Source organism: Xylophilus sp. GOD-11R (assembly GCF_033546935.1).
In the GTDB taxonomy this organism is placed as follows: domain Bacteria; phylum Pseudomonadota; class Gammaproteobacteria; order Burkholderiales; family Burkholderiaceae_C; genus Xylophilus.
The window spans coordinates 58,488-82,151 of the sequence record NZ_CP137854.1 but is presented as its reverse complement, the minus strand read 5'-3'; the positions used below and the strand labels follow the sequence as shown (position 1 = coordinate 82,151).

At 67.5% G+C, this 23,664-nt stretch carries 20 protein-coding genes and 1 pseudogene; 15 read left to right on the top strand and 6 right to left on the bottom strand.

Annotated features, from left to right (window positions below; translation table 11 throughout):
- Nucleotides 1-17 precede the first annotated feature (17 nt).
- From R9X41_RS00365 to R9X41_RS00320, 10 genes and pseudogenes are all read left to right on the top strand, one after another.
- Nucleotides 18-1,514 (top strand): dihydroorotase, encoded by a 1,497-nt coding sequence (locus tag R9X41_RS00365; protein WP_318632933.1) that lies wholly within the window; start codon nucleotides 18-20, stop codon nucleotides 1,512-1,514.
- Nucleotides 1,515-2,378 (top strand): ABC transporter ATP-binding protein, encoded by an 864-nt coding sequence (locus R9X41_RS00360; protein WP_318632932.1) that lies wholly within the window; start codon nucleotides 1,515-1,517, stop codon nucleotides 2,376-2,378. It begins immediately after the preceding gene.
- Complete coding sequence (locus R9X41_RS00355) at nucleotides 2,375-3,157, top strand: ABC transporter permease (protein WP_318632931.1); 783 nt, start codon at nucleotides 2,375-2,377, stop codon at nucleotides 3,155-3,157. The genes R9X41_RS00360 and R9X41_RS00355 overlap by 4 nt, the downstream gene beginning before the upstream one ends.
- Nucleotides 3,158-3,173: 16 nt before the next feature.
- Nucleotides 3,174-3,776 carry an LOG family protein gene (locus R9X41_RS00350; protein WP_318632930.1) on the top strand — a complete coding sequence of 201 codons (603 nt, stop codon included), beginning with the start codon at nucleotides 3,174-3,176 and terminating at the stop codon, nucleotides 3,774-3,776.
- Between the two features lies 1 nt (nucleotide 3,777).
- The gene (locus R9X41_RS00345) at nucleotides 3,778-4,188 is read left to right on the top strand and encodes a DUF3830 family protein (protein WP_318632929.1); all 411 of its coding nucleotides are present in this window, start codon (nucleotides 3,778-3,780) and stop codon (nucleotides 4,186-4,188) included.
- A 137-nt stretch (nucleotides 4,189-4,325) separates the two neighbouring features.
- Nucleotides 4,326-4,609 (top strand): annotated as a pseudogene (locus R9X41_RS00340) (FAD binding domain-containing protein); the annotation flags it as partial.
- 327 nt (nucleotides 4,610-4,936) lie between these two features.
- Entirely contained in the window at nucleotides 4,937-5,848 is a 912-nt protein-coding gene (locus R9X41_RS00335; protein WP_318632928.1) for a DUF3034 family protein, read from the top strand.
- A gap of 18 nt (nucleotides 5,849-5,866) precedes the next feature.
- Nucleotides 5,867-6,418, top strand: coding sequence for a group I truncated hemoglobin (locus R9X41_RS00330; protein ID WP_318632927.1), 552 nt, complete (start codon nucleotides 5,867-5,869; stop codon nucleotides 6,416-6,418).
- Entirely contained in the window at nucleotides 6,415-7,056 is a 642-nt protein-coding gene (locus R9X41_RS00325; RefSeq protein WP_318632926.1) for a methylamine utilization protein, read from the top strand. The genes R9X41_RS00330 and R9X41_RS00325 overlap by 4 nt, the downstream gene beginning before the upstream one ends.
- A 7-nt stretch (nucleotides 7,057-7,063) precedes the next feature.
- Nucleotides 7,064-9,427 (top strand): putative bifunctional diguanylate cyclase/phosphodiesterase, encoded by a 2,364-nt coding sequence (locus tag R9X41_RS00320; RefSeq protein ID WP_318632925.1) that lies wholly within the window; start codon nucleotides 7,064-7,066, stop codon nucleotides 9,425-9,427.
- Here the strand turns inward: R9X41_RS00320 and R9X41_RS00315 are convergent.
- The 4 genes from R9X41_RS00315 to R9X41_RS00300 form a co-directional block, all read right to left on the bottom strand.
- A complete protein-coding gene (locus R9X41_RS00315; protein WP_318632924.1) occupies nucleotides 9,424-10,287 on the bottom strand; it encodes a hypothetical protein in 864 nt (287 codons plus the stop codon). The two genes, R9X41_RS00320 and R9X41_RS00315, sit on opposite strands and share 4 nt — an antisense overlap.
- A gap of 112 nt (nucleotides 10,288-10,399) precedes the next feature.
- On the bottom strand, nucleotides 10,400-11,503 hold the full coding sequence (mnmA, locus tag R9X41_RS00310; protein WP_318632923.1) for a tRNA 2-thiouridine(34) synthase MnmA: 1,104 nt from the start codon (nucleotides 11,501-11,503) through the stop codon (nucleotides 10,400-10,402).
- A gap of 76 nt (nucleotides 11,504-11,579) precedes the next feature.
- The gene (locus tag R9X41_RS00305) at nucleotides 11,580-13,052 is read right to left on the bottom strand and encodes a methyl-accepting chemotaxis protein (RefSeq protein ID WP_318632922.1); all 1,473 of its coding nucleotides are present in this window, start codon (nucleotides 13,050-13,052) and stop codon (nucleotides 11,580-11,582) included.
- Nucleotides 13,053-13,217: 165 nt separating this feature from the next.
- The gene (locus R9X41_RS00300) at nucleotides 13,218-14,414 is read right to left on the bottom strand and encodes an MFS transporter (RefSeq protein ID WP_318635113.1); all 1,197 of its coding nucleotides are present in this window, start codon (nucleotides 14,412-14,414) and stop codon (nucleotides 13,218-13,220) included.
- 210 nt (nucleotides 14,415-14,624) lie between these two features.
- On the opposite strand from R9X41_RS00300, the gene R9X41_RS00295 reads away from it, so the two are divergent.
- Entirely contained in the window at nucleotides 14,625-16,202 is a 1,578-nt protein-coding gene (locus R9X41_RS00295; RefSeq protein ID WP_318632921.1) for a GGDEF domain-containing protein, read from the top strand.
- Between the two features lie 114 nt (nucleotides 16,203-16,316).
- The gene (gene uvrA, locus R9X41_RS00290) at nucleotides 16,317-19,325 is read left to right on the top strand and encodes an excinuclease ABC subunit UvrA (protein WP_412556647.1); all 3,009 of its coding nucleotides are present in this window, start codon (nucleotides 16,317-16,319) and stop codon (nucleotides 19,323-19,325) included.
- Here uvrA and R9X41_RS00285 read toward each other — a convergent pair.
- On the bottom strand, nucleotides 19,310-20,536 hold the full coding sequence (locus tag R9X41_RS00285; protein ID WP_318632920.1) for an MFS transporter: 1,227 nt from the start codon (nucleotides 20,534-20,536) through the stop codon (nucleotides 19,310-19,312). The two genes, uvrA and R9X41_RS00285, sit on opposite strands and share 16 nt — an antisense overlap.
- An 84-nt stretch (nucleotides 20,537-20,620) precedes the next feature.
- On the opposite strand from R9X41_RS00285, the gene R9X41_RS00280 reads away from it, so the two are divergent.
- The 3 genes from R9X41_RS00280 to R9X41_RS00270 all read left to right on the top strand — a co-directional run bounded on the left by R9X41_RS00280 (nucleotide 20,621) and on the right by R9X41_RS00270 (nucleotide 22,478).
- Entirely contained in the window at nucleotides 20,621-21,508 is an 888-nt protein-coding gene (locus R9X41_RS00280; protein ID WP_318632919.1) for a LysR family transcriptional regulator, read from the top strand.
- 119 nt (nucleotides 21,509-21,627) lie between these two features.
- The gene (locus R9X41_RS00275) at nucleotides 21,628-22,023 is read left to right on the top strand and encodes a hypothetical protein (protein WP_318632918.1); all 396 of its coding nucleotides are present in this window, start codon (nucleotides 21,628-21,630) and stop codon (nucleotides 22,021-22,023) included.
- Between the two features lie 149 nt (nucleotides 22,024-22,172).
- Complete coding sequence (locus R9X41_RS00270; protein WP_318632917.1) at nucleotides 22,173-22,478, top strand: hypothetical protein; 306 nt, start codon at nucleotides 22,173-22,175, stop codon at nucleotides 22,476-22,478.
- 68 nt (nucleotides 22,479-22,546) lie between these two features.
- Here R9X41_RS00270 and R9X41_RS00265 read toward each other — a convergent pair whose 3' ends face one another.
- Nucleotides 22,547-23,650, bottom strand: a complete 1,104-nt coding sequence (locus R9X41_RS00265; protein ID WP_318632916.1) for a homocysteine S-methyltransferase family protein — start codon at nucleotides 23,648-23,650, stop codon at nucleotides 22,547-22,549.
- Nucleotides 23,651-23,664: the final 14 nt, after the last annotated feature.

The window sequence follows — 23,664 nt, the reverse complement described above, 5'->3', positions numbered from 1 at the left end:
CTTCAAGGAACATCACCATGTCCACGCACTACAAAGAAGTCGACCTGGTCATTCGCGGCGCCAAGGTCGTATCGCCCGACCAGATCATCGAGGCCTCGGTCGCGATTTCGGGCGAACGCATCGTCGCCGTCGGGCATGACGACACCATGCCGCCGGCCCGCGAGGAAATGCGCGCCGACGGCCTCTACCTGCTGCCCGGCGCCATCGACAGCCATGTGCACTTCCGCGATCCGGGCTATCCGGGCAAGGAAACCTGGCGCACCGGCTCGGCGGCAGCGGCCTGCGGCGGCGTGACTACCGTCTTCGAGATGCCCAACACCAACCCGCCAACCAGCACCATCGCGGCGCTGAACCTGAAGCTGAAGGCGGCTGAATCGTCCTACTGCGACTTCGGCATCCACGGCCTGCTGGGTGACGACACCGTCGACCACCTGGAAGAATTGCTGGACGGCGGCGTGACCAGCTTCAAGGCCTTCGTCGGCAACACTTTCGGCAACCTGCCATCGCCTACCGACGGAGCATTGCTCGAAGGCTTCGAAAAGCTGGCACCGCTGGGCATCCGCACCGTAGTGCACGCCGAAAACTCTTCCATCATGGCGCGCCGCCAGAAGCACATGGTGGAAGCCGGCCGCATGGACGCGCATGCCCACCTGGCGGCCCGTCCCTCGGTTTGCGAAATCGAGGCCATCGGCCGGGTGCTGACCCTGGCCGAATGGGCCGGCGCACGGGTGCACATCGCGCACCACAGCGCGGCCGATTCGCTGTTCGTGATCCGCGCGGCCAAGCTGCGCGGCGTGGACGTGACGGTGGAAACCTGCCCGCAGTACATGCTGCTGAGCACCGACGACTTCACCCGCTTCGGCGGCATCATGCGGGTGAACCCGCCCATCCGAGAAAAGCGCCACAACCAGCCGCTGTGGGACGCCCTGATGGACGGCACCATCGACATGATCGCCACCGACCATGCGCCGCACATGGACGAGGAGCAGACCCGCGCCGACATCTTCAAATGCGACTGCGGATTTCCCGGCGTCGAGACCCAGATGCCGCTGATGCTGACCGAGGTGAACCGCGGTCGCGCCAGCCTGATGGACTACGTCAAGTGGAGCTCGGTGGCACCGGCCAAAGCCTGGGGCATCTATGGCACCAAGGGCGTGATCGCACCCGGTGCCCACGCCGACATCGCCATCGTCGACATGGAGCGCAAGGGTGTGCTGGCCCAGGGCAAGCTCCAGAGCATCAGCAAGATGAATCCCTGGAACGGCAGGGCGGTGCAGGGCTACCCGCTGCACACCATCCTGCGCGGCCGCTTCGTGATGCGCAACGGAAAGCTGGTGACGGATGCGGTGGGCTGGGGCAAGTCGGTCAAGGGCATCCAGAAGATGCCCACGCCCAAGCCGCAGAACACCCATCTCTACAGCAGCGCCATCCTGAAGACACCCGCCGGTGCCGCGCTGGACGCACTGCCCGAAGGCTTCTCCCTGCCTGCGGCCAGCCAGACCGTGGAGGCTTGAATGGGCCAGCCCGCGATACAGCTTTCGGACGTCACCCTGCGCTACGGCGCCGGCACCGTCGCACTCGACCACACCGACCTGCAGATTGAACAGGGTGACTTCGTCGCGCTCGTCGGCCCCAGCGGCTGCGGCAAATCGACCATCCTGAAACTGGTCGCGGGCCTGCTGGAGCCCAGCTCCGGCGGCGTGGTGGTCGGCGGCAAGGAGATGGGGGTCATCGGCAAGGACCACGGCATCGCGCCGGCGCTGCGCATCGGCCTGGCCTTCCAGAACCCGACCATGCTTCCCTGGCTGACGATCCGCGAGAACGTGATGATTCCGCTGAAGATCGTCCAGCCCTTCCGGCAGGACTTTGCGCGCAAAAAGAAGGGCGAGTACGCCGAACGCGCGGACGCCCTGCTGGAAAAGGTCGGACTGAAGGGCTTTGGCAACAAGCGGCCCTGGCAACTGTCCGGCGGCATGCTGCAGCGCGCCTCGCTGTGCCGCGCCCTCATTCACGAACCCCAGTTGCTGCTGCTCGACGAGCCCTTCGGTGCTCTCGACCAGTTCACCCGCGAAGAGCTGTGGGACGTCATGCAGGAGCTGTGGATGGAGAAGCGGCCCACCGTGCTGCTGGTCACCCACGACCTGCGCGAATCTGCCTACCTGGCCACCCGCATCTGCGTGATGACCTCGCGCCCGGGTCGCATCCTGGAAGACCGCCAGGTGAACTTTGCCCGGCCCCGCACGCTGGAGATGAGCTACGCCCCCGAGTTCGCCACCCTGGTGCAACAGCTTCGCATGCGCATCGCCGAAGCCCGCACCGGAGCCGACACCACCGTTGTGCGGCTCCCCACCCCTGTCAAAGAAAAGGCCGCAGCATGAAATCGCTCTCCCCACGCGTCCGCCAGCGGCTACTGTCGGCCAGCGCCCTCATTGGTTTCTTCCTGCTTTGGGAGATCGGCTGCCTGGCCTTCGGTGTGTCGGACCTGATCCTGCCGCGCCCCAGCCAAATCGCGGTGGTGCTTTGGCAGAAGATGCCGCTGCTGTGGCCGCACACGGTCCAAACGCTCTACACCACCTTCGCCGGCTTCGTGATCGGGGTGGTGGCCGGTGTGCTGGTCGGCATGGTCATCGGCTCGTCGAAAACGGCGTACGACGTCGCCTATCCGCTGCTGGTCGGGTTCAGCAGCATCCCGAAGGTAGCGGTCGTGCCGATCTTCGTGGTGTGGTTTGGCGCGGGCACGGTGCCGGCCATCCTGACCTCGGCGGTCATTTGCGTCTTCCCCGTCGTGGTGAACGTGGCTACCGGCCTGGCCACCACCGAGCCCGAACTGGAAGATGTGCTCAAGGTGCTGGGCGCCAGCAAGCGCGACATCCTGATGGACGTCGGCCTGCCGCGCGCGCTGCCCTACCTGTTCGCCTCGCTGAAGATCGCCATCACCCTGTCCTTCGTCGGCACCGTGCTGTCGGAGACGGTGGCCGCCAACAAGGGCATCGGCAACGTGATGATGATCGCCAGCGGCAATTTCGACGTGCCCATGGTGTTCGCCGGCCTGTTCATCCTGGCGGTGCTGGGTGTGGCGCTGTACTCGGTGTCTTCGTACTTCGAATCGCGCATGACCGGCTGGACGCTGCGCAAGAACGACATGGCGATGGCCTGAACCCATGAGCAGGCCCATGAAGAGCATTGCCGTTTTCTCCGGCTCCAACGTTGGCCACTCGCCGGTTTACCGCGAGGCTGCCGCAACGCTTGGCTCGGAAATCGCCCGGCGCGGTATTACCCTGGTCTATGGCGGCACCCATATGGGCCTGATGGGAGTGCTGGCCGATGCCGCCCTGGGAGCCGGCGGAATGGTGGTCGGCATCATCACTGAGCGTCTGCATGCCCGCGGCCATCTGCATCCTGGGCTCAGCCGTCATGAGATCGTCGGCGACATGCGCGAGCGCAAGGCGCGCATGGCCGAACTATCGGATGCCTTTATGGCGCTCCCCGGTGGGCTGGGCACGCTGGAGGAGCTTTTCGAAGCCGCCACGCTGACTCAACTCGGAGACCACAAGAAAGCCTGTGGCGCGCTGAACGTTCGTGGCTTCTACGAACCGATGCGGGCAATGCTCGGCCACGCGGTGCAGGAAGGCTTCATGAAGGCCGAGCACCGAGACATGGTGGTCATCGACTCCGATCCCGCGTCCCTTCTGGAGGCATTGGCCGTCTGGCAGGCGCCAACAGTGGACAAGTGGATCGCCCCATCCTTTGCGCAAACACCGACGAAAGAAAACTGAAATGGCACGTATCCGCATGACCGTCGGCGACCTGATGTTCGTCGCCGAAGCGCACCCCCATGCACCTGACACGGTGGCAGCATTCCTGAAACTGCTCCCTTACCGCCAGCAACTCATCCACGTGAAGTGGAGTGGCGAAGGCGTTTGGGTACCGATGGGAGATTTCGAACTGGGCGTGAGTTTCGAGAACCACACCAGTCATCCGTCAGTGGGTGACATCCTGTTCTATCCCGGCGGCTACAGCGAGACAGAAATCATCCTGGCCTATGGGTCCTGCAGTTTTTCCAGCAAGATGGGGCAGCTCGCCGGGAATCATTTTTTGACCATCGTGGAGGGCAGAGAGCAACTCGCCGGCCTCGGTCGAAAAATTCTCTGGGAAGGTGCCCAAGCGGTGCTTTTCGAGGCGATCTGACCACCATGGGCGGGGGCACTCCCTGAATGACTGCGCCGGCCAACGCCCAGCGTCCGCATGGGGCGCGTTGCGGCCTTCTCTACCGTGAACGGCCAGAGCGCGACAGGCCCTCCCAGACGTCCATCTCGCGCCCAAACCTGAAGCTGCAGATCGAAGCTCCCGATCACCTCATAGACGTGAACGCGCTCGCACTTGACACGGTCACGCCGAGCGAGGCGGGCGGACTTCGCCTCGGCGCGCTGGTTCGCAACACCGAGCTTGCAGCCCATCCCAAGATCCGCCAGGACTACGCCGTGCTGTCCCGGGCGATCCTGGCTGGCGCTTCCGGTCGACTGCGAAACCGTGCGACCACCGCGGGCGCCTGCTGCAGCGCACGCGCTGCGTCTATTTCTACGACCCGAACCTGCCCTGCTTCCCAAGAGGCCAACTTGTGGGCAACCCAAAATCCTGCGTGCTCCAGCAACCGCGCTCACTCACGCAGTGAATTGTTTACAAAAAAGGTAGACATAACCCTTTCAATCACTTGGTCACGCGTTCATCCGCGTTACTACTTGTGACTTAATCCGGAAAAGCCCGGAACGCAAGTGTCTTTTCAAGCGTTAGAAAGACCTTGCTTGCGGTATCTTTTGCCATTAACGTGAGTCGAGCGACTCGCCCGTGGGTGCCTTGCACGGGGCGGCAAGGCGCCTGATTTGCGGCGGTTTTGGCATTTTTCGGATCCCGGTGGAGTCTCAGGTTGAAAACCGACATGTCACACACACGTCATCGCGGCCGCGTCGGCCGTCGCTCGGCGGCACTGGCCGCGGCCCTGGTGGCGCATGCTGCCCACGCGCAATTCGTACCACCAGAGCCGGATCGCACCGGCAGCGGCAAGCTGCTGCTCACCGGCGGTGTCTCGCAGGTGGAAGGCGCGGCCGGCGGTGGCCTGGTGCCCTGGGCCGTCATCAGTGGCTACGACACCGGCGGGCAGTGGGGCGGCAACGTCCACGCCACCCGCGTGCGCACCCAGAAGTTCGGCCTCGACACCTACGGCGTGGCCGTCGGCGTAAGCGACCGGCTCGAACTGACCCTGTCGCGCCAGATCTTCGACACCCGCGCTGCCGGCGCCACGCTCGGCCTGGGCGAGGACTTCAAGTTCAAGCAGAACATCGTCGGCGCCAAGGTGCGCATCCTCGGTGACGCGGTGCTCGACTCCGACACCTGGATGCCGCAGGTCGCCGTCGGCTTCCAGCACAAGATGAACGAGCAGGGCACCATCGTGCGTGCCGTCGGCGCGGCCCACTCGACCGGCACCGACTTCTACATCTCGGCCACCAAACTGTTCCTGGCGCAGAGCATCCTGGTCAACGGCACCGTGCGCATGACCAAGGCCAACCAGTTCGGCCTGCTCGGCTTCGGCGGACCCAACAGCGACTCCTACAAACCGCAGGCCGAGATTTCGGCCGCGTACCTGTTCCGGAAGGATCTCGCCGCCGGCGCGGAATTCCGCACCAAGCCGAACAACCTGGCCTTCGCCCGCGAGCAGAGCGCCAAGGACGTGTTCATCGCCTGGGCGCCCAACAAGAATTTCTCGCTGACCGCCGCCTACGTCGACCTCGGCGACATCGCCACCTTCCGCAACCAGCAGGGCTGGTACCTGTCCGGCCAGGCCGGCTTCTGACCACCGCGAAGCCCTGCCATGAAAACATCGTTCATCCGTATCGCCGCCGCCGGCATCGCCGCGGCCTGCCTCGCCATCGCGCAACCGGCCCTCGCCGACGAGGCCCTCTACCAGCAGTTCGGCGGCGAGGAAGGCATGCAACGCATTGCCGACGACATGATCACCGCGTCCTTCGCCAACCCCAAGACCGCGCCGTATTTCGCCAAGGCGTCGGTCAAGCGGCTGCGGGTGCAGCTCGCCTCGCATTTCTGCGAACAGGTCGGCGGCCCCTGCAAGTACACCGGCAGCTCGATGAAGAACGTGCATGCGCCGCTGCACATCGACCGCGCGGCCTTCAACGCGTTGGTCGAGAATCTGCAGTTCGCGATGGACAAGAACAACGTGCCGTTCCGCGCGCAGAACCAGCTGCTGGCCAAGCTCGCGCCCATGCACCGCGACATCGAGAACCCGCGCGATGCGCCGTCGGTCGTGCCGCTGCGCGAAGCCCTTCCCTCCCCGGACGATCCGGCAGACGCCGCGCCTGCTCCGCCCGCCGCCCCCTCCGCCGCCCCTTCCGCCGTCTCCCCATGAACACATCAGTCTCCGCACGAGCGGGCGTCCGCTGGACCGCCGCGCTCGCGACCGGGCTCCTCTTCGCCGGAGCCAGCCAGGCGGCCGGCATCGCGGTGCAAGCCGTCAACGCACGCGGCGCGGCGCTGGCCAACGCGGTGGTCTACGCCGTTCCGGTCAACGGCAAGGCGCCGGCGCTCGAGCCTGGCAAGAAGGCGATCATCGACCAGATCGACCGCGAGTTCGTGCCGATGGTCTCGGTGATCCAGACCGGCACCGCCGTCGTGTTTCCCAACAAGGACGACGTCGAGCACGCGGTCTACTCCTTCTCGCCGCCCAAGCGCTTTGAAATCAAGCTCTACTCGGGCACGCCGGCGCGGCCGGTGGTGTTCGACAAGCCGGGCATGGTGACCCTGGGCTGCAACATCCACGACTCGATGGTGGCCTACGTGCTCATCGTCGACACGCCCTACTTCGCCAAGACCGACAAGAGCGGCCGCGCCACCATCGACAACCTGCCCGCCGGCGCCTACCGCGTGGTGGCCTGGCATCCGCAGCAGCGCGACCCCAACGCGACGGCAACGCAAAATGCCGACGTGCCCGCCGGCGCCGCCACCGCGCCGCCACTCAAGTTCACGCTGGCAGCGGAAACGAACTGAGGCCCTCTTGCCCACCCTGCGCATCCGGAGCCTGCGCACCCGCATTGCGCTGACCTTCACCGCACTATTGCTGGTGGTCCAGTTGCTGGGCTATTTCGCCGCGCGCGAAACCATCACGCACGCGGCCCGGCTGAACACCGACACCGAACTCCAGCAGGCGGAGAAGGTGTTCAACCAGATCGTGCAGTCGCACCGCGACCAGCTCTCACAGGCCGCGGCGGTCGTGGCGGCCGACTTCGGCTTCCGCGAGGCGGTCGCCACGCGCAACCAGGGCACCATCGTCTCGGCGCTGCGCAACAGCGGCGACCGCATCAAGGCCGACCTGGTGATGCTGCTCGACCTCGATTCGCGCACCGTGGCCGACACCCGCATCAGCGAGGACAACGGCGAGCTGTTCCCCTATCCGGACATGATCTCGCAGGCGCGCCGCAACGGCAGCGCCTCCAACATCATCCAGCTCGACGGCCGCCTGTACGAGCTGGTGGTGGTGCCGGTGAAGGCGCCGGTCACCATCGGCTGGGTGGCGATGGGCTTCGAGATCGACTCGCGTTTCATCGGCCTGCTCACCTCCACGATGGCGCTCGACGTGTCCTTCCTCGGCCAGGCGGTCGGCGGCGGCTGGGCGGTGCTGGCCACCTCGCTGCCGTCCGGCGAGGCCGCCTCGCTGATCACCCCGGCGATGCAGGGCCACCTGGTTTATGGCCAGGCGATCCGACTGAGCATTGCGCAAGAGGAGTACGGCGCCCGTGCGGTGATGCTGCACACTGGCGAGAACGCCGTGCAGGCGGTGCTGCAGCGCTCCATCGCCGAAGCCGCGGCGCCCTTCCTGCGCATCCAGTCGGCGCTGCTGGTGCTCTCTTTGATCGGCCTGCTGGTCTCCATCGTGGTCAGCCTGCTGATCGCGCGCGGCGTGACCCGCCCCGTGGCCATGCTCACCGGCTTCGCGCGCAGCATCGGTGAAGGCAGCAATCCGCCGCCGCTGGCGTTGGCGCGCGAAGACGAGATCGGCGCGCTCGCCCACACCTTCAACGACATGCGCGAAGCGCTCGACGAGCGCGAACGCCGCATCAGCGGCTTGGCCTACCAGGACGGCCTGACCGGCCTGCCCAACCGAGCGCTGTTCCGCGACCGGCTCGACCAGGCGATCGCCGAGACCGTGCGCACCGGCGCCGTGCTGGCGGTGATGGTGATGGACCTGGACCGCTTCAAGTACGTCAACGACACCCTGGGTCACACCATCGGCGATCAGCTGCTGGTGGAGGTCGGCCAGCGCCTGCACGCCGCGCTCGGCCAGCAGTCGGCCACGGTCGCGCGCCTGGGTGGCGACGAGTTCGCGGTGCTGCTGATCGACGGCAGCGAGGAAGAAGCGCTCCACTGCGCCCGCAACCTGCTGCTGCTGCTGGAGCGGCCGATGCTGCTCGAAGGCCAGGTGGTCGACATCGGCGCGAGCATCGGCATCGTCTGCTGCCCGATGCACGGCGACGACGCCGACACCCTGATGCGGCGCGCCGACATCGCCATGTACGCGGCCAAGCGCTCCGGCGTCGGCTGCCTGCTCTACGACACCCGGCACGACACCCAGACGCCGGAGCGCCTGTCGCTCATGGGCGAGCTGCGCCATGCGGTCGAGCACGACGACCTCACCGTCTACTACCAACCCAAGATGGACCTGGCCACCGGCGAGGTTCACCACGTCGAGGCCCTGGTGCGCTGGGACCACGCCACCCGCGGCTTCGTCTCGCCCGACCGCTTCATCCCTTTCGCCGAACAGACCGGCTACATCAAGGCCATCACCCGCTGGGTGGCGCGCAGGGTGATCGCGCAGTCGGCCGAATGGCGCGAGCGGGGCATCGATCTGCAGGCGTCCATCAACGTCTCGGCGCGCGACCTGCTCGGCACCGAACTGCCCGAGTTCTTCGAAGCCGCGCTCCAGGAGTTCCGGGTCGACCCGTCGCGGATCTGGATCGAGATCACCGAAAGCGCGGTCATGGAAGACCCGGCCCATGCGCTCAGCACCCTGGAGCGGCTGCACGGCATGGGTCTGCGCCTGTCCATCGACGACTTCGGCACCGGCTATTCGTCGCTGGCCTACCTCAAGCGCATGCCGGTCGACGAGATCAAGATCGACCGCTCCTTCGTGATGGGCATGACCCAGGAGCGCGACGACGAAGTCATCGTGCGATCGACCATCGACCTGGGCCACAACATGGGCTTGAAAGTGGTGGCCGAAGGCGTGGAAAACGACGCCATTCTCAGCCGGCTGCGCGAATGCGGCTGTGACATGGCCCAGGGCTACCTGCTGTCGCGCCCGCTGCCGGCCGCCAAGCTCGAAGATTGGCTGCTGGCCTGGCGGGCCAAGGCCGCGGCCTAATCCAGGGACGACCTCGCGGGAAAATAGACCGAAGAAGAAGAAGACGAAGAAGAAGACGAGGAAGAGGAAAACGGCGGCGGCGGCCGCGAAACGGTGGACGGTGTGGGGACGGAAGTCGAAACACGCGTGTCGGCGACCGGAGTTTTCGTCGGCGCGACTGCCTGGTCGACCAGCTGCGCCCGATGCAAGCGAACGATCGCCGCACGCTCCTCGGCCGTCACACCGGACCGGTCCCGGCCCGCTTCGTCACGGAAGTCATCCAGTCGCTCCACGCATTCCCGCACATAGGCCCAGAAGTCTCGCGCGGCCAGCGCCAGACCGGCCTGATCCGGGACACTTCGCGCGCCGAGCCCGGCGTTCTGGCCGCTATGCCGGGCCAGCCGGCGGATCAACACCTTGAGGATGTCCGGCCCGCAGCCAAACACCTCGCGGATGGTCCAGGCCTCCGCCATGTGGAGGGATCTGCCCAGGTAACCGGCCATCGGCGGTCGCAGGATATGGAGCATGCACAGGTGCCGTTGCATGGCCAGCTCAGGGGTCGCCGCACGCCGATGAGGCTGCTGGAACCAGCGTCGCAGCCAAGTGTCGAGCGCATCGGCGGCCTCGTCGTAGGCCGGGTGGTTGGCGCGCTCCGGGTCCAGGGCCGGCGCGACGCAAAACTCCGTCTGCGCCGGTGTGCCGGATGCGAAATCCGCTGCCTCGAGCCTACATGCCAGCGGCCACGGTGGCGAAACGAACTCCGCCGGTGAAAACAGCGCTGGTTCGGAGGCGCAGCGGATGAGCCCGGGTTCGGCCGGCCGACGCGGCAGGCCGCCATGCGAGGCCGACCTGGAGATCGAACGAAAAGGTGGAAATGCCATGACGATCTCGAAAAAACCGCGATCGTCGGCACTCCTTCGCGCGCGTCACGCGCCAGCGGCGAAAAAAACGATTGCCTCGCGAAGCGCTTTACCGCCTTCCCAAGACCCGGCTTCAGGCGAACGCGCCGATCACCCCGCCACCCAGGCAAACGTCGCCGTCGTAGAGCACCGCCGACTGGCCCGGCGTCACCGCCCATTGCGGCTCGTCGAAATCCAGGGCGAAGCCTCCGGCCCCGTCGGCGGCGAGCACACAGGCGGTGTCGGCCTGGCGGTATCGGGTCTTGGCCGCATAGCGGCCGGGTGCGGGCGGGGCGCCGGCCGTCCAGCTGGTGTCGGCAGCCTCCAGGTGGCTCGAAAGCAGCCACGGATGGTCATGGCCCTGCACCACGCGCAGCAGGTTGCGGTCGAGCTCCTTGCGGGCCACGAACCAGGGTTCGTGCTCGCCCTGGCCGCGCTGCGCGCCTTTTTCCTTCACGCCGCCGATGCCCAGCCCCTGGCGCTGTCCGAGCGTGTAGAACGACAGGCCCTGGTGGCGGCCGAGATTGCGCCCCCGGTCGTCCTCGATGGGGCCGGGCGCATGCGATATGTAGCGGTTGAGAAACTCTCGAAACGGCCGCTCGCCGATGAAGCAGATGCCCGTCGAGTCCTTCTTCTTCGCGTTGGGCAGGCCGATCTCCTCGGCGATGCGCCGCACCTCGGTCTTGCGCAACTCGCCCACCGGAAACAGCGTGCGCGCCAGTTGCGCCTGGCTGAGCCGGTGCAGGAAATAGCTCTGGTCCTTGGCCGGGTCGAGCCCCTTGAGCAATTCGAAGCGACCGTCGCGCTCGCGCACCCGGGCATAGTGGCCGGTGGCGATTTTCTCGGCGCCCAGGCGCATGGCGTGGTCGAGGAAGGCCTTGAACTTGATCTCGGCGTTGCACAGCACGTCCGGGTTGGGCGTGCGGCCGGCCTGGTATTCACGCAGGAATTCGGCGAAGACGCGGTCCTTGTATTCGGCCGCGAAGTTCACATGCTCGATCTCGATGCCGAGCACGTCGGCCACCGCGGCGGCATCCACGAAGTCGACGTTCGACGAGCAGTATTCGCTGTCGTCGTCGTCCTCCCAGTTCTTCATGAAGATGCCGACCACCTCGTGGCCCTGCTGCTGGAGAAGATGGGCGGTAACCGCGGAATCGACCCCGCCGCTCAGCCCCACGATGACCCGTTTTGCACCCATAGGGCCGCGATTATCCTGGCCGGCCGCCAGCCTTTGCCGGCGGCGGGCTTTGCCGACCGGGCGCGAGCGACGAGCGCTACCGTACGAACGCGGCCATGGCACGCGCCAGCCGGTCGATCTCGTCGCGCATCTCCTGCGACGCGTCGGCCGAGGCGTGCGCGAGGTGGGCGGTCTCCTGCGTCATCGCCTCGATCTGCGCCACCGATTCATTGACATGCTCGATGCCGCGCTGCTGCTCGGAGGTGGCGGTGTCGACCTGCTCCATCAGCGAAGCCACCTGCTCCACCGAAGCCACGATGCGCCCCATGGCGTCACCCACGCCGGCCACCAGCTGCGCGCCGCTGCGGACCTGCGTGGTAGAGGCCTCGATCAGCGCCTTGATTTCACGGGCGGCCTGCGCGCTGCGCTGCGAAAGGCTGCGCACCTCGCCGGCCACCACCGCGAAACCCCGCCCCTGTTCACCGGCACGGGCCGCTTCCACCGCGGCGTTCAAGGCCAGTATGTTGGTCTGGAAAGCGATGCTGTCGATCATGCCGACGATGTCGCCAATGCGGGCCGACCCTTCGCTGATGACCTGCATGGTGCTCACCATCTGCTGCATGACCGCACCGCCGCGCCGGGCCTCGTCGGTGGCTTGCGCGGCGACCGCATTGGCCGAGTGCGCCGCTTCGCGAGACAGGCGGGATGTGGAGGCGATTTCTTCCAGGCTGGCGGCCGTTTCCTCCAGGCTTTCGGTAACGCGGGCGGTGCGCTGGCGCAGGCGTTCGCCGCCGTCGGCCACGCTGGTCGCGGTGTGCTCCATGTCGCCGGCCACCTGGCGCACTTCCTCGACCGCATGGCGGATGCGGCCCACCGTCTGCGCGAGCGCCCGCGGCTTGGGCATGTGGACCGCAATCGTGTCGATCTGCAGATCGATGCCCGCCGGGGAGTTGATCGCGCTGACCAGCCGGGTCAGCTCCTGCCCGGCGCGCACCATGCGCTGCATTCGCCGAACCAGCACCACCTCGATACCCGTCTGCACCACCACATAGACCGCATGCAGCAGCACCCGATCGAAATCGGCCTGGGTGGTGCAGTAGAACCCGTAGCCGGCCGCCTGCAGCCGGTCGAACAACGCGTGATGCAAGGCGAAGAGCGCCGCCGCAAAAACGACGACGCGCCAATCGCGGTAGACCATCAGCAGGGCCAGCGTCACGAAGACGCCGAAATGCAGCTCGATCGCGCCGTAAGCCAACTGGATGTGCAAGGCCACCAGCGCCACCTGAACCAGGGCGATGGTCAGGCGCGACGCCAGCGTGCCACCGAAGAGGAGGTAGGCCGCACCGGCCATCGCCGACAACAGCGCCGCCAGTCCCACGGCCGTCCCCATGGCCGGATGGCGCATGGCCAGCACCAGCGCCCCCATCAGGCTCACGCCGATGGCGAAAAGCATCACCCGGTCGGCCTGGCGCAGTGACTGGTGTTCATCCTGCGCCGCGAGCGCGCCGTCCACGGGCCGGGTAGCGCGGGGTGCGAGGGTTTCTTGGACGGCTGCCGTCAGGGACGTCATACGATGGGCTCCGGAGTCGAATGGAAATTGGCGCGGGACTGCGCCCGCTGCACATCTTCCGATTGCACCGCAGGGTCCACGACGGGAGTGCCCGAAAAAGAGGCGGATAACCGGCGCTTGCGCGCCCACCAACCTCACCGGGGGCACAGTTGGCGTGCGGACGCGCTAGTGGGGCCGACCGCCCGGCGGCGGCGGCTTCACGCCCCACGACACCGCCAACCAGGCGAGCGACAGCAGCAGCGTGATCGCAAACAGCCCGGTCGAGCCCAACGCCTTGACCGCCAGCCCGCCCAGCGCCCCGCCAGCGAACAACCCGAGCGACTGCAGCGTGTTGTAGACCCCTAGTGCCGAGCCGCGCAGCGACGCGGGCGCCAGCCGCGACACCAGGCTGGGCTGGCTCGCCTCCAGCGCGTTGAAGCCGCAAAAGAACACCAGCAGCAATGCCGCCAGCGGCGCCACGCCCCAGGCCGCCGCCTGCGCGCCGGACAGCGCGAGCGCCAGCAGGCCGGCCTGCGTCAGCGCGATCAGCCCCACCGCGCCGCGCAGCGCCGCGCGCAGATGGCCGGCACGCTCCATCGGAAACAGCACCGCCCCCATCACCACGAAAGACGCAACGACCGCCGGCAGGTAGACCCACCAGTGGCGCTCCTTGGGGAGGCCGGCCTGCACCAGCAAGGCCGGCACCGCCACCCACATCGCCAGCTGCACCGAATGCAGCGCGAACACGCCGAAGTTCAGCCGCAGCAGATCGGGCTCACGCCACAAGTCCGACCATCGGCCGCGCGCCGCACCTGGCGCGTGGCGCGGTTCGGCCGGCACCCACCACCGCGTGGCAGCCACGCCGATCAGGGCCAGCAAGCCGGTCAGCGCGAACAACCCCGCCAGTCCGATATGCGCCGACAACGCCGGCGCCGCCACCAGCGCCAGCGCGAACATGAGCCCGATGCTGCCGCCGACCAGTGCCATCGCCTTGGTGCGCACCGAGTCGCGGGTGAGGTCGGCCAGCAGCGCGGTGACCGCCGCCGACACCGCACCCGCGCCCTGCAGCGCCCGGCCGATCAGCAGCCCGGCCAGGCTGTCGGCCGAAGCCGCGATGAAGCTGCCGGCCGCGAACACGAGCAGCCCGATGACGATGACGCGCTTGCGGCCGAAGCGGTCCGAGGCGATGCCGAACGGGATCTGCAGCAGCGCCTGCGTGAGACCGTAGACGCCCATCGCCAGCCCGACCAGCGCCGGGTCGTCGCCGCCGGGATAACGCCGGGCTTCCAGCGCGAACACCGGCAGGACCAGGAACAGGCCGAGCAGGCGCAGGCCGAAGATCGAGGCGAGCGAGAAGCTCGCGCGGCGCTCGGTCGGCGTCATGCTGCGGGCGGGGCTGGCGGCGGCCAGCGGGTCGTGGGTGGAATCGGCGGACACGGGAACAATCGCGATGGAGGCGCGGCGGGGCGCGCAAAAGCGGATTGTCCGCCATCGCCCGCCGGCTCGCCCATGGTGCGTAAGACGGCGCCGCAAATCCGGCCCGGCGCCTTTCAAAAGCGGTGTCGGCGTGCTGTAATTTTCGAAATGCATGCCATGTCCTCCGACATCGAGGTGATCTGGACCGACCTGGCTCAAGCCTGGTCCGACCTGCGCGTCCAACCCGATGACGCCAGCCGGTGGGCCAGCCTCATGATGAGCTGCGACCAGCTCATCGCCGTAGCCGCCGAGCAAGGCCTCACCAGCACCGCCATCGCCGTGGCGCCGCTGCTGACCCGCCTCGAAACCATGACCAAGCCCGGCCCGGCCGACCTCGCCGCCATTGAGACATTGCTGCCGGCCATCGAGGCCGCGCTCGAGCATCCGCTGCAGGAACTCGCGGTGTCGCCCCGGCAGCCCGGCGCGCGCCAGGTGGGCGAGCCGCCGCTGGTGGTGCTCTACAGCGCCGACACCGAACTCGCGCCCGACATGGCGCCCCACCTGGAGCAGCACGGCCTGCGCCTGGAGCGCCACGCCGACGCGCTGTCGGCCCTGGCCGCCGCCACCGACGGCGCCGCCGCCGCCGTACTGGTCGATGTGGAACCGGGCTTCGGCGCGATGGTCGAGGCCATGGTCGCCGAGCTCGGCCGACGCGGCATCGCCTGGTGCGCGGTGGCCGCGCAGAGCGACTACGCGCTGCGGCTGCAGGCCCTGCGCCGCGGGGCGAGCTTCTTCTTCGTGGCGCCGCTCACCGTCGAGTCGCTGCTGCCAGTGATCGACCCGCTGGCGTTTCCCCTGGCCGAGCCGCCGTTCCGGGTGCTGATCCTCGACGACTCGCGCACCGTGCTGGCCGGCATCCGGCGGGCGATGTCGCCCTTCGCCGATATCCAGCTCGGCATCCTGAGCCAGCCGCACAAGGTGCTGGAGGTGCTGCAGTTCTTCGCGCCCGACGTGCTGTTGCTCGACATCCACATGCAGGGCTGCACCGGCCTGGAGGTGGCGCAGATCATTCGCCAGCACAAGGCCTTCGAGTCGATCCCCATCGTCTTCCTGACCGGCGAGACCGACCCCAAGGCGCAGAACGAGGCAATGCGCCTGGGCGCCGACGACCTGCTGCTCAAGCCGGTGGCCACCGACCTGCTCTACAACGTCGTCACCCAGAAGGCCAAGCGCTACCGCGGACTGCGCCGGCTGATGGAAGAAGACAGCATGACCGGGCTGTACAACCACGGCAAGACCAAGGCGCTGCTGCAACAATACCTGCAACAGGCCGCACGCCTGGCCGTGCCCATGGCCTACGCGCTACTCGACATCGACCACTTCAAGCGCATCAACGACACCTACGGCCACGGCATGGGCGACCAGGTGATCATGTCGCTGTCGCGCCATCTGCGGCAGCGGCTGCGCGGCACCGACGTGGTGGGCCGCTATGGCGGCGAAGAGTTCGCGCTGCTGCTGTTCGACTGCTCGCCCACCGAGGCGGTGGCCCTGGTCGACGAGCTGCGCGAGAGCTTCGCCCGCATGGTGCACGGCACGCGCGACAGCCGGTTCTCGGCCAGCTTCAGCGCCGGGGTTTCCTTCTATCCGACCTGCCGCAACCTGCCCACGCTGATGGCGCGCGCGGACGAGAGCCTGTACGAGGCCAAGCGGGCCGGTCGCAACCGCGTCGTGGCCAACACGCCATCTCCGGGCTAGCAGCCCCAGCGGCGCTGCCGGCTATCATGGCCGGTTACTTCCCGCACACCCGCGGCGCCTACCTTGAGCCAGCCCCGACGACCCGACGACGCCCCGACCGCGCCAGAGCCCCGCGTGCCCGCAGTGCCCGGCGCGACAGACGCTCCGGCCTACCTCGGCCGGGTGCTGCGCGAGCAACGCATCAGCATCCGCGGTGCCCGCACCCACAACCTGAAGAACATCGACCTCGATCTGCCGCGCAACGCGCTGGTCGTGATCACCGGCCTGTCGGGTTCGGGCAAGTCGAGCCTGGCCTTCGACACGCTGTACGCCGAAGGCCAGCGCCGCTACGTGGAAAGCCTGTCGGCCTATGCGCGGCAGTTCCTGCAGCTCATGGACAAGCCCGACGTCGACCTGATCGAGGGCCTGTCGCCCGCCATCAGCATCGAGCAGAAGGCCACCAGCCACAACCCGCGCTCCACCGTCGGCACCGTCACCGAGATCCACGACTACCTGCGCCTGCTCTACGCCCGCGCCGGCACGCCGCACTGCCCGCAGCACGGCGTGCCGCTCACCTCGCAGACCGTCAGCCAGATGGTCGATGCGGTGCTGGCCTTGCCGGCCGACACCCGGCTGATGATCCTGGCGCCCGTCGCGCGCGAGCGCAAGGGCGAGTTCACCGACGTGTTCGCCGAGATGCAGTCGCAGGGCTACGTGCGCTTTCGGGTCGACGGCGCGATCGTCGAACACGAGAACCTGCCCGCGCTCAAGAAGACCGAGAAGCACGACATCGACGTCGTGATCGACCGGCTCAAGGTGCGGCCCGACACCGATCCGCAGGCCCGCGCTGAATTCCGCCAGCGCCTGGCCGAGAGCTTCGAGGCCGCGCTGCGCGTGGGTGGCGTCGAAGGCGCCGGCCGCGTCATCGCGCTGGAGATGGACGGCGGCGCCGAGCACCTGTTCAACGCCCGCTTCGCCTGCCCGGTCTGCGGCTGGTCGATCAGCGAGCTGGAGCCCCGGCTCTTCTCCTTCAACTCGCCCGTCGGTGCCTGCCCCACCTGCGACGGCCTGGGCGTGCAGGAAGTCTTCGAGGAAGAACGCGTCGTCGCCTTTCCCAGCCTGAGCATGGCCGGCGGTGCGGTCAAAGGCTGGGACCGCCGCAACGCGTTCTACTTCACGATGGTCGAGAGCCTGGCGGTGCACTACGGCTTCGACGTGGAGACGCCTTTCGAGACCCTGTCGGCGCAGGTGCGCCAGGTGCTGCTGCACGGCTCCGGCGAGGAAGAGATCCGCTTCGGCTACGCCGCCGAAGGCAGCCGCAAGCTCAGTCGCAAGCACCCCTTCGAGGGCATCATTCCCAACATGCAGCGGCGCTGGCGCGAGACCGATTCGCCAGCCGTGCGCGAGGAACTGGCGCGCTTTCGCGGCACCCAGGCCTGCCCGTCGTGCGGCGGCGCGCGCTTGCGCATCGAGGCGCGCCACGTGCGCCTGGGCGAAGGCGACGGCGCCCTCGCCATCCAGGACGTCGGCCGCATGACGCTGCGCGACAGCCAGGCCTGGTCGAGCACGCTCAGGCTCAGCGGCGCCAAGGCCGAGATCGCCGGCAAGATCGTGCGCGAGATCGCGCTGCGGCTGCAGTTTCTCAACGACGTCGGCCTGAGCTATCTCAGCCTGGACCGCAGCGCCGAGACGCTCTCCGGCGGCGAGGCCCAGCGCATCCGCCTGGCATCGCAGATCGGCTCGGGCCTCACCGGCGTGATGTACGTGCTCGACGAGCCCAGCATCGGCCTGCACCAACGCGACAACGACCGCCTGATCGAAACCCTGCGCCACCTGCGCGACATCGGCAACAGCGTCATCGTGGTCGAGCACGACGAGGACATGATCCGCGCCGCCGACCACGTGGTCGACATGGGCCCGGGCGCCGGCGTGCACGGCGGCCAGGTCATGGCCCAAGGCACCTACGACGAGGTGTCGGCCAACCCGCGCTCACTCACCGGCGACTACCTCTCCGGCCGCCGTGCCATCGCCGTGCCCGCCCGCCGCACACCCTGGCTGCCGATCGGCACCGCCAGCGCCGCGCCGCGCGCCGACGACCCGCCAGCGCGCTTTCGCAAAGCCATGCCCACCACCGGCCGCGACGGCCTGCAATCCCTGCGCGTGGCGGGCGCGACCGGCCACAGCCTGAAGGGCGTGACGGTCGACTTCCCCGTCGGCCTGCTCACCTGCGTGACCGGGGTTTCGGGCTCCGGCAAGAGCACGCTGGTCAACGACACGCTCTACACCGCCGCCGCCCGGCAGATCCACCGCGCCCACGACGAGCCTGCCGAGCACGAGGCGATCGAAGGGTTGGAGTACTTCGACAAGGTCATCAACGTCGACCAGTCGCCCATCGGCCGCACGCCACGCAGCAATCCGGCCACCTACACGGGCCTGTTCACGCCGATCCGCGAGCTGATGGCCGAGACCAACACCGCCAAGGAACGCGGCTACGGCCCGGGCCGCTTCAGCTTCAACATCGCCGGCGGCCGCTGCGAGGCTTGCCAGGGCGACGGCATGGTGAAGGTCGAAATGCATTTTCTGCCCGACGTCTACGTGCCCTGCGACGTCTGCCGCGGCGCTCGCTACAACCGCGAGACGCTCGAGGTGCAATGGAAGGGCCGCAACATCGCCCAGGTGCTGGCCATGACCGTGGAAGAGGCGCACGGCTTCTTCGCCGCGGTGCCCACCATCGCGCGCAAGCTGCAGACCCTGCTGGACGTCGGCCTTTCGTACGTCACGCTCGGCCAGGCGGCGACCACACTGTCGGGCGGCGAGGCGCAGCGGGTCAAGCTGGCGCTGGAGCTGTCCAAGCGCGACACCGGGCGCACGCTCTACATCCTTGACGAGCCCACCACCGGCCTGCATTTCGCCGACATCGACCTGCTGCTCAAAGTGCTGCACCAGCTGCGCGACGCGGGCAACACCATCGTGGTGATCGAGCACAACCTCGACGTCATCAAGACGGCCGACTGGATCGTCGACATGGGCCCCGAGGGCGGCGCCGGCGGCGGCACCGTAGTGGCCCAGGGCACGCCGGAAGACGTGGCGGCCCACCCGGCCAGCCACACCGGCCGCTACCTCAAACGCTACCTGGCCGGCTGACCGGCCAGCGGCGCCGCGCCCTGGGCGCGCACCGCCAGCGCCACGCCCAGCACGCCGAGCGCCAGCACCGCGCCGAAGGCGGCCACCGCCGGCCACTGGCCCGCATGCCAGAGCGTGCCGCCGAGCGAGCCGATCACGCTGGAGCCGGCGTAGTAGCACAGCAGGTAGATCGACGAGGCATGGCCCTTGTGGCCCTGCGCCAGTCGGCCGACCGAGCCGCTGGCCACCGAATGCACCATGAAGAAACCCACGGTGACCACCGAGATGCCCGCGATGATGACCGGCAACGCCGACGCCAGCGTCAGCGCGAGGCCCGCCAGCGACACCAGCGCGCCCGCGCCGATCACCCGCGCGCGACCCAGCCGGTCCACCAGCGAGCCCGCGGCCGACGACGCGAAGATGCCGAACACGTACGACAGGAAGATCAGCCCCAGCGTGGTCTGCCCCAGCAGGAAGGGCGCCTCCACCAGCCGGTAGCCGATGTAGTTGTAGACCGCGATGAAGGTGCCCATGCACAGGAAACCCACCAGGAAGAAGGGGCGCAGACGCGTGTCGAGCAGGTGCTTCTTCCAGGCGGCGATATGAAAGGGCAGGTTCAACCCCGGCTGCCGCTGGAAGTGCCGCGACGGCGGCAGCAGCCAGATGAAGGCCAGCGCCGACAGCGCCGCGGCCACCGACAGCGTGCCCATGGCCGCGCGCCATGACAGGAACTCGGTCAGCCCGCCCATCGCCACCCGGCCCATCATGCCGCCGAACGCGGTGCCGCTCACATACAGACCCATGACCTTGCCGAGCCGCTTGTGCGGCACTTCTTCCGCCAGATAGGCCATGGCCACCGCCGGCACGCCGCCGAGCATCAGGCCTTCGAGCGCGCGCGCCACCAGCAGGGTGTTCCAGCCCGGCGCAAACGAGGCCAGCAGATTGAGCAGCGCGGCCGATCCCATCGACACGAACATTACGCCGCGACGGCCCAACGCCTCGGACACCATGCCGGCGCACACGATGGAAATGGCCAGCAAGGCGGTGGTGAGCGAAAGCGCGAGCGAACTGGTCGCAGGTGTCACGCCGAATTCCACCGAGAACTCGGGCAGCAAGGGCTGCACGCAGTAGATCAGCGAAAAAGTGGAGAAGCCGGCCAGAAAGAGGGCCAGGCTGATGCGGGGAACGTCGCGCCGCTCTTCGTCGGCCGCCGAAATACTAGGGTTAACCATTAGACAAGCGTAACGGCTGCTCACGCGTTTGTCTAATATATGGAAGTCTCGTTTACGGTTGTTTTTTTATCTGGATCTAAAACCATGGAACTGCGCCATCTTCGCTATTTCGTCACCGTCGCCGAAGAGCGCAATTTCACGCGCGCGGCCGAGCGCATCGGCATTGGCCAGCCGCCGTTAAGCCAGCAGATCCGCGACCTAGAAGCCGAGGTCGGCGCCGCGCTCTTCGTCCGCACCCGCCTCGGCGCGCAGCTCACCGTCGCCGGTCAAGCCTTCCTGCCGGGCGCCCTGCAATCCATCGACCACGCGGCCCGCGCTACCGAAGCCGCGCGGCAGGCCGCCGCCGGCAGCACCGGCACGCTGCGGCTCGGGTTCACCTCGTCGTCCACCTTCAACCCGGTGATCCACACGCTCATCCGCGAGTACCGGCGTCGCTATCCCGGCGTGTCCGTCTCGATCGGCGAAGACAGCTCGGTCCGGCTGGTGGAGCGGCTGCAATCGGGCGACCTGGATGCGGCCGCCATCCGACCCAGCCCGCTCGACCAGGGACTGGACGTGCTGCATCTCGCCCGGGAAGCACTCGTCGTCGCCTTGCCCGCCGGCCATCGCCTGGCCGACCGGCCTTCGGTGGCGCTGATCGACCTCGCGCACGATCCCTTCGTGCTGTTTTCCACCGCCGTCGGCCTGAGCTTTCTCGACACGGTGCTCAATGCCTGCCGCGCCGCCGGCTTCGAGCCGATCCGCGCGCAGGACGCCGGGCAAATCTCCTCCATCGTCAATCTGGTGGCCGCCGGCTTCGGCGTGGCGCTGGTGCCGGCATCCATCGAACAGGTGAAGGTGAGTGGCGTCGCCTACCGCCCCATCGAGGGCACGGCACCGACCGTGATGCTGGGCCTCGCCACGCGGCGGGGCGACGCCTCGCCCGCGCTGGCGAATCTGCTGAGTCTCCTGCCGAAACTGGGTGCCGATTAGCCCGATGGGCTGAGCACTGCGACGCACAGCCGCCCCATTCGACGTGAAATGCGCACGCTCACACCAACCGCTATCCAAGGAGTGCAGGGCATGGCTGAAGTTCGTCTGACTGGAAAACTTTGAACGATCTGCTGGCGCCCGGCGTGGAGATCAAATTTCACGCGGGGCGCGAAGGGAACCGTCAACTGGTTTGCTTCAACCGCGAAAACGGTCGCCTCGATGGCATGCTGACGGTTTGGGACATTTCGGCCGTCTCGTCGGCGTATTCCAGAGGCGAGATCAGTTCGTATTACCTGTCCTGCCCCGAGTTGGCCCACCCTGCAATGGACATCTCCGGCCACTGGGCCATCGTCAAGGACCTCTACTGCATCTCGTTCACCGAGGGCCTCGACGAGCTTTGGTTCCCCGAGGTATACGAGAACGATGGCAGTTACCGCTTCAACCCGGTGGCGCCGCCGGCGACAACCGGAAATCCCGGTTCGCGGTTAGAGCAGAACGAAGTCACGCGCTCCTGACCCCTCCAGCTGGCATCAGCTGGCGCGCCATCGACCCGATTCGTGACTGGTCATCACCTTCAGGCCAATGGCCTTTTCTTAAATTAGACATGGCTCACGTCGAACAAAGCGGCGATTGATGGTCGCCGCTTTTCTTTTTGGAATACGCCATGAATACCAACCCACTCCGTCATTTCACCTCTGGCTCGCTGACTGCCGGCGTGACCGCCATGGCGACACTGCTTGCGTCCGGTGCAGCCACCCGCGCCATGAAACGCATCCAGCTTCGCAAACGCGCTGCATCGACCGCGGCTACCGGCGTGATCGCCCTCGCCATGCTGCTGCCCACCACCATGGCTTTTGCCGGTCTCATCCGCCCACCCGGCGAAGGCACCATCGCCGCCAAGATGTACGAACAGTGCATGAAAGAGGCCAGGACGCCCTGGAAGCAGTTGCTCTGCCACCTGAAATACTGAGTAGGCGCCGCCCATGAAAAAACCCCACCTGGAAAAAGGCGGGCTTTTTTATGCACGTCAAAGCCCGATCAGGCGATGGCCGCGCTCCGGTCGGCCGCCAGCAGGGCGCCGAAGCGCGCGCCGTTGGCCACCACCCGCGTCGCCATGGGCCTGACCGCCGACTGAATGGCGCCGATGTGGTCCGGCGTGGTGCCGCAGCAACCGCCGACGATATTGACCAGCCCCTCGGCCGCGAACTCGTGCAGCAGCCGGGCGGTGACGTCCGGGGTTTCGTCGAAGCCGGTATCGCTCATCGGATTGGGCAGGCCGGCGTTGGGATAGCAGCAGATGAAGGTGTCGGGCGCGGCCTTGTTGAGCTCCTGGATGTAGGGCCGCATCAGCGTGGCGCCCAGCGCGCAGTTGAGACCGATGGCCAGCGGCTGCGCATGGCGCACGCTGTGCCAGAAGGCGGTGACGGTCTGGCCCGACAGGATGCGGCCGGAGGCGTCGGTCACCGTGCCGCTGATGATCACCGGCAGGCGCTCGCCGCTGGCCTCGAACCACTCCTCGATGGCGAAGAGCGCCGCCTTGGCATTGAGCGTGTCGAAGATGGTCTCGACCAGGAACAGGTCGCAACCACCTTCGGCCAGCGCCTCGGCCTGCTCGTAATAGGCCTGGCGCAGGGATTCGAAATCGACGTTGCGGGCGCCGGGGTCGTTCACGTCCGGGCTGATCGACGCGGTCTTGGGCGTGGGCCCGAAGGCGCCGGCGACGAAGCGGGGTTTGTCGGGCGTGCTGAACTTGTCGCAGGCCGCGCGCGCCAGCCGGGCGGAGGCGAGGTTCATCTCGCGCGCCAACGAGGCCATGTCGTAATCTTCCTGCGCGATGGTGGTCGCGCCGAAGGTGTTGGTTTCGATCATGTCGGCGCCGGCGGCCAGATAGCGTTCGTGGATGTCGCGGATCACGTCCGGCCGGGTGAGCGAGAGCAGCTCGTTGTTACCCTTCACGTCGCGGTGGAAGTCGGTGAAACGACCGCCTGCACCGTCCGCACCCTCGTAGCCGGCCCCGCGGTACTGCGCCTCGCCGAGCTGGAAGCGCTGGATCATCGTGCCCATGGCGCCATCGAGGATGGCGATGCGATCGGCCAGGATCGCCGGCAATGCGGCGGCGCGGGTGTAGTGGAGTGCGGACATCGCAACATTTTAGG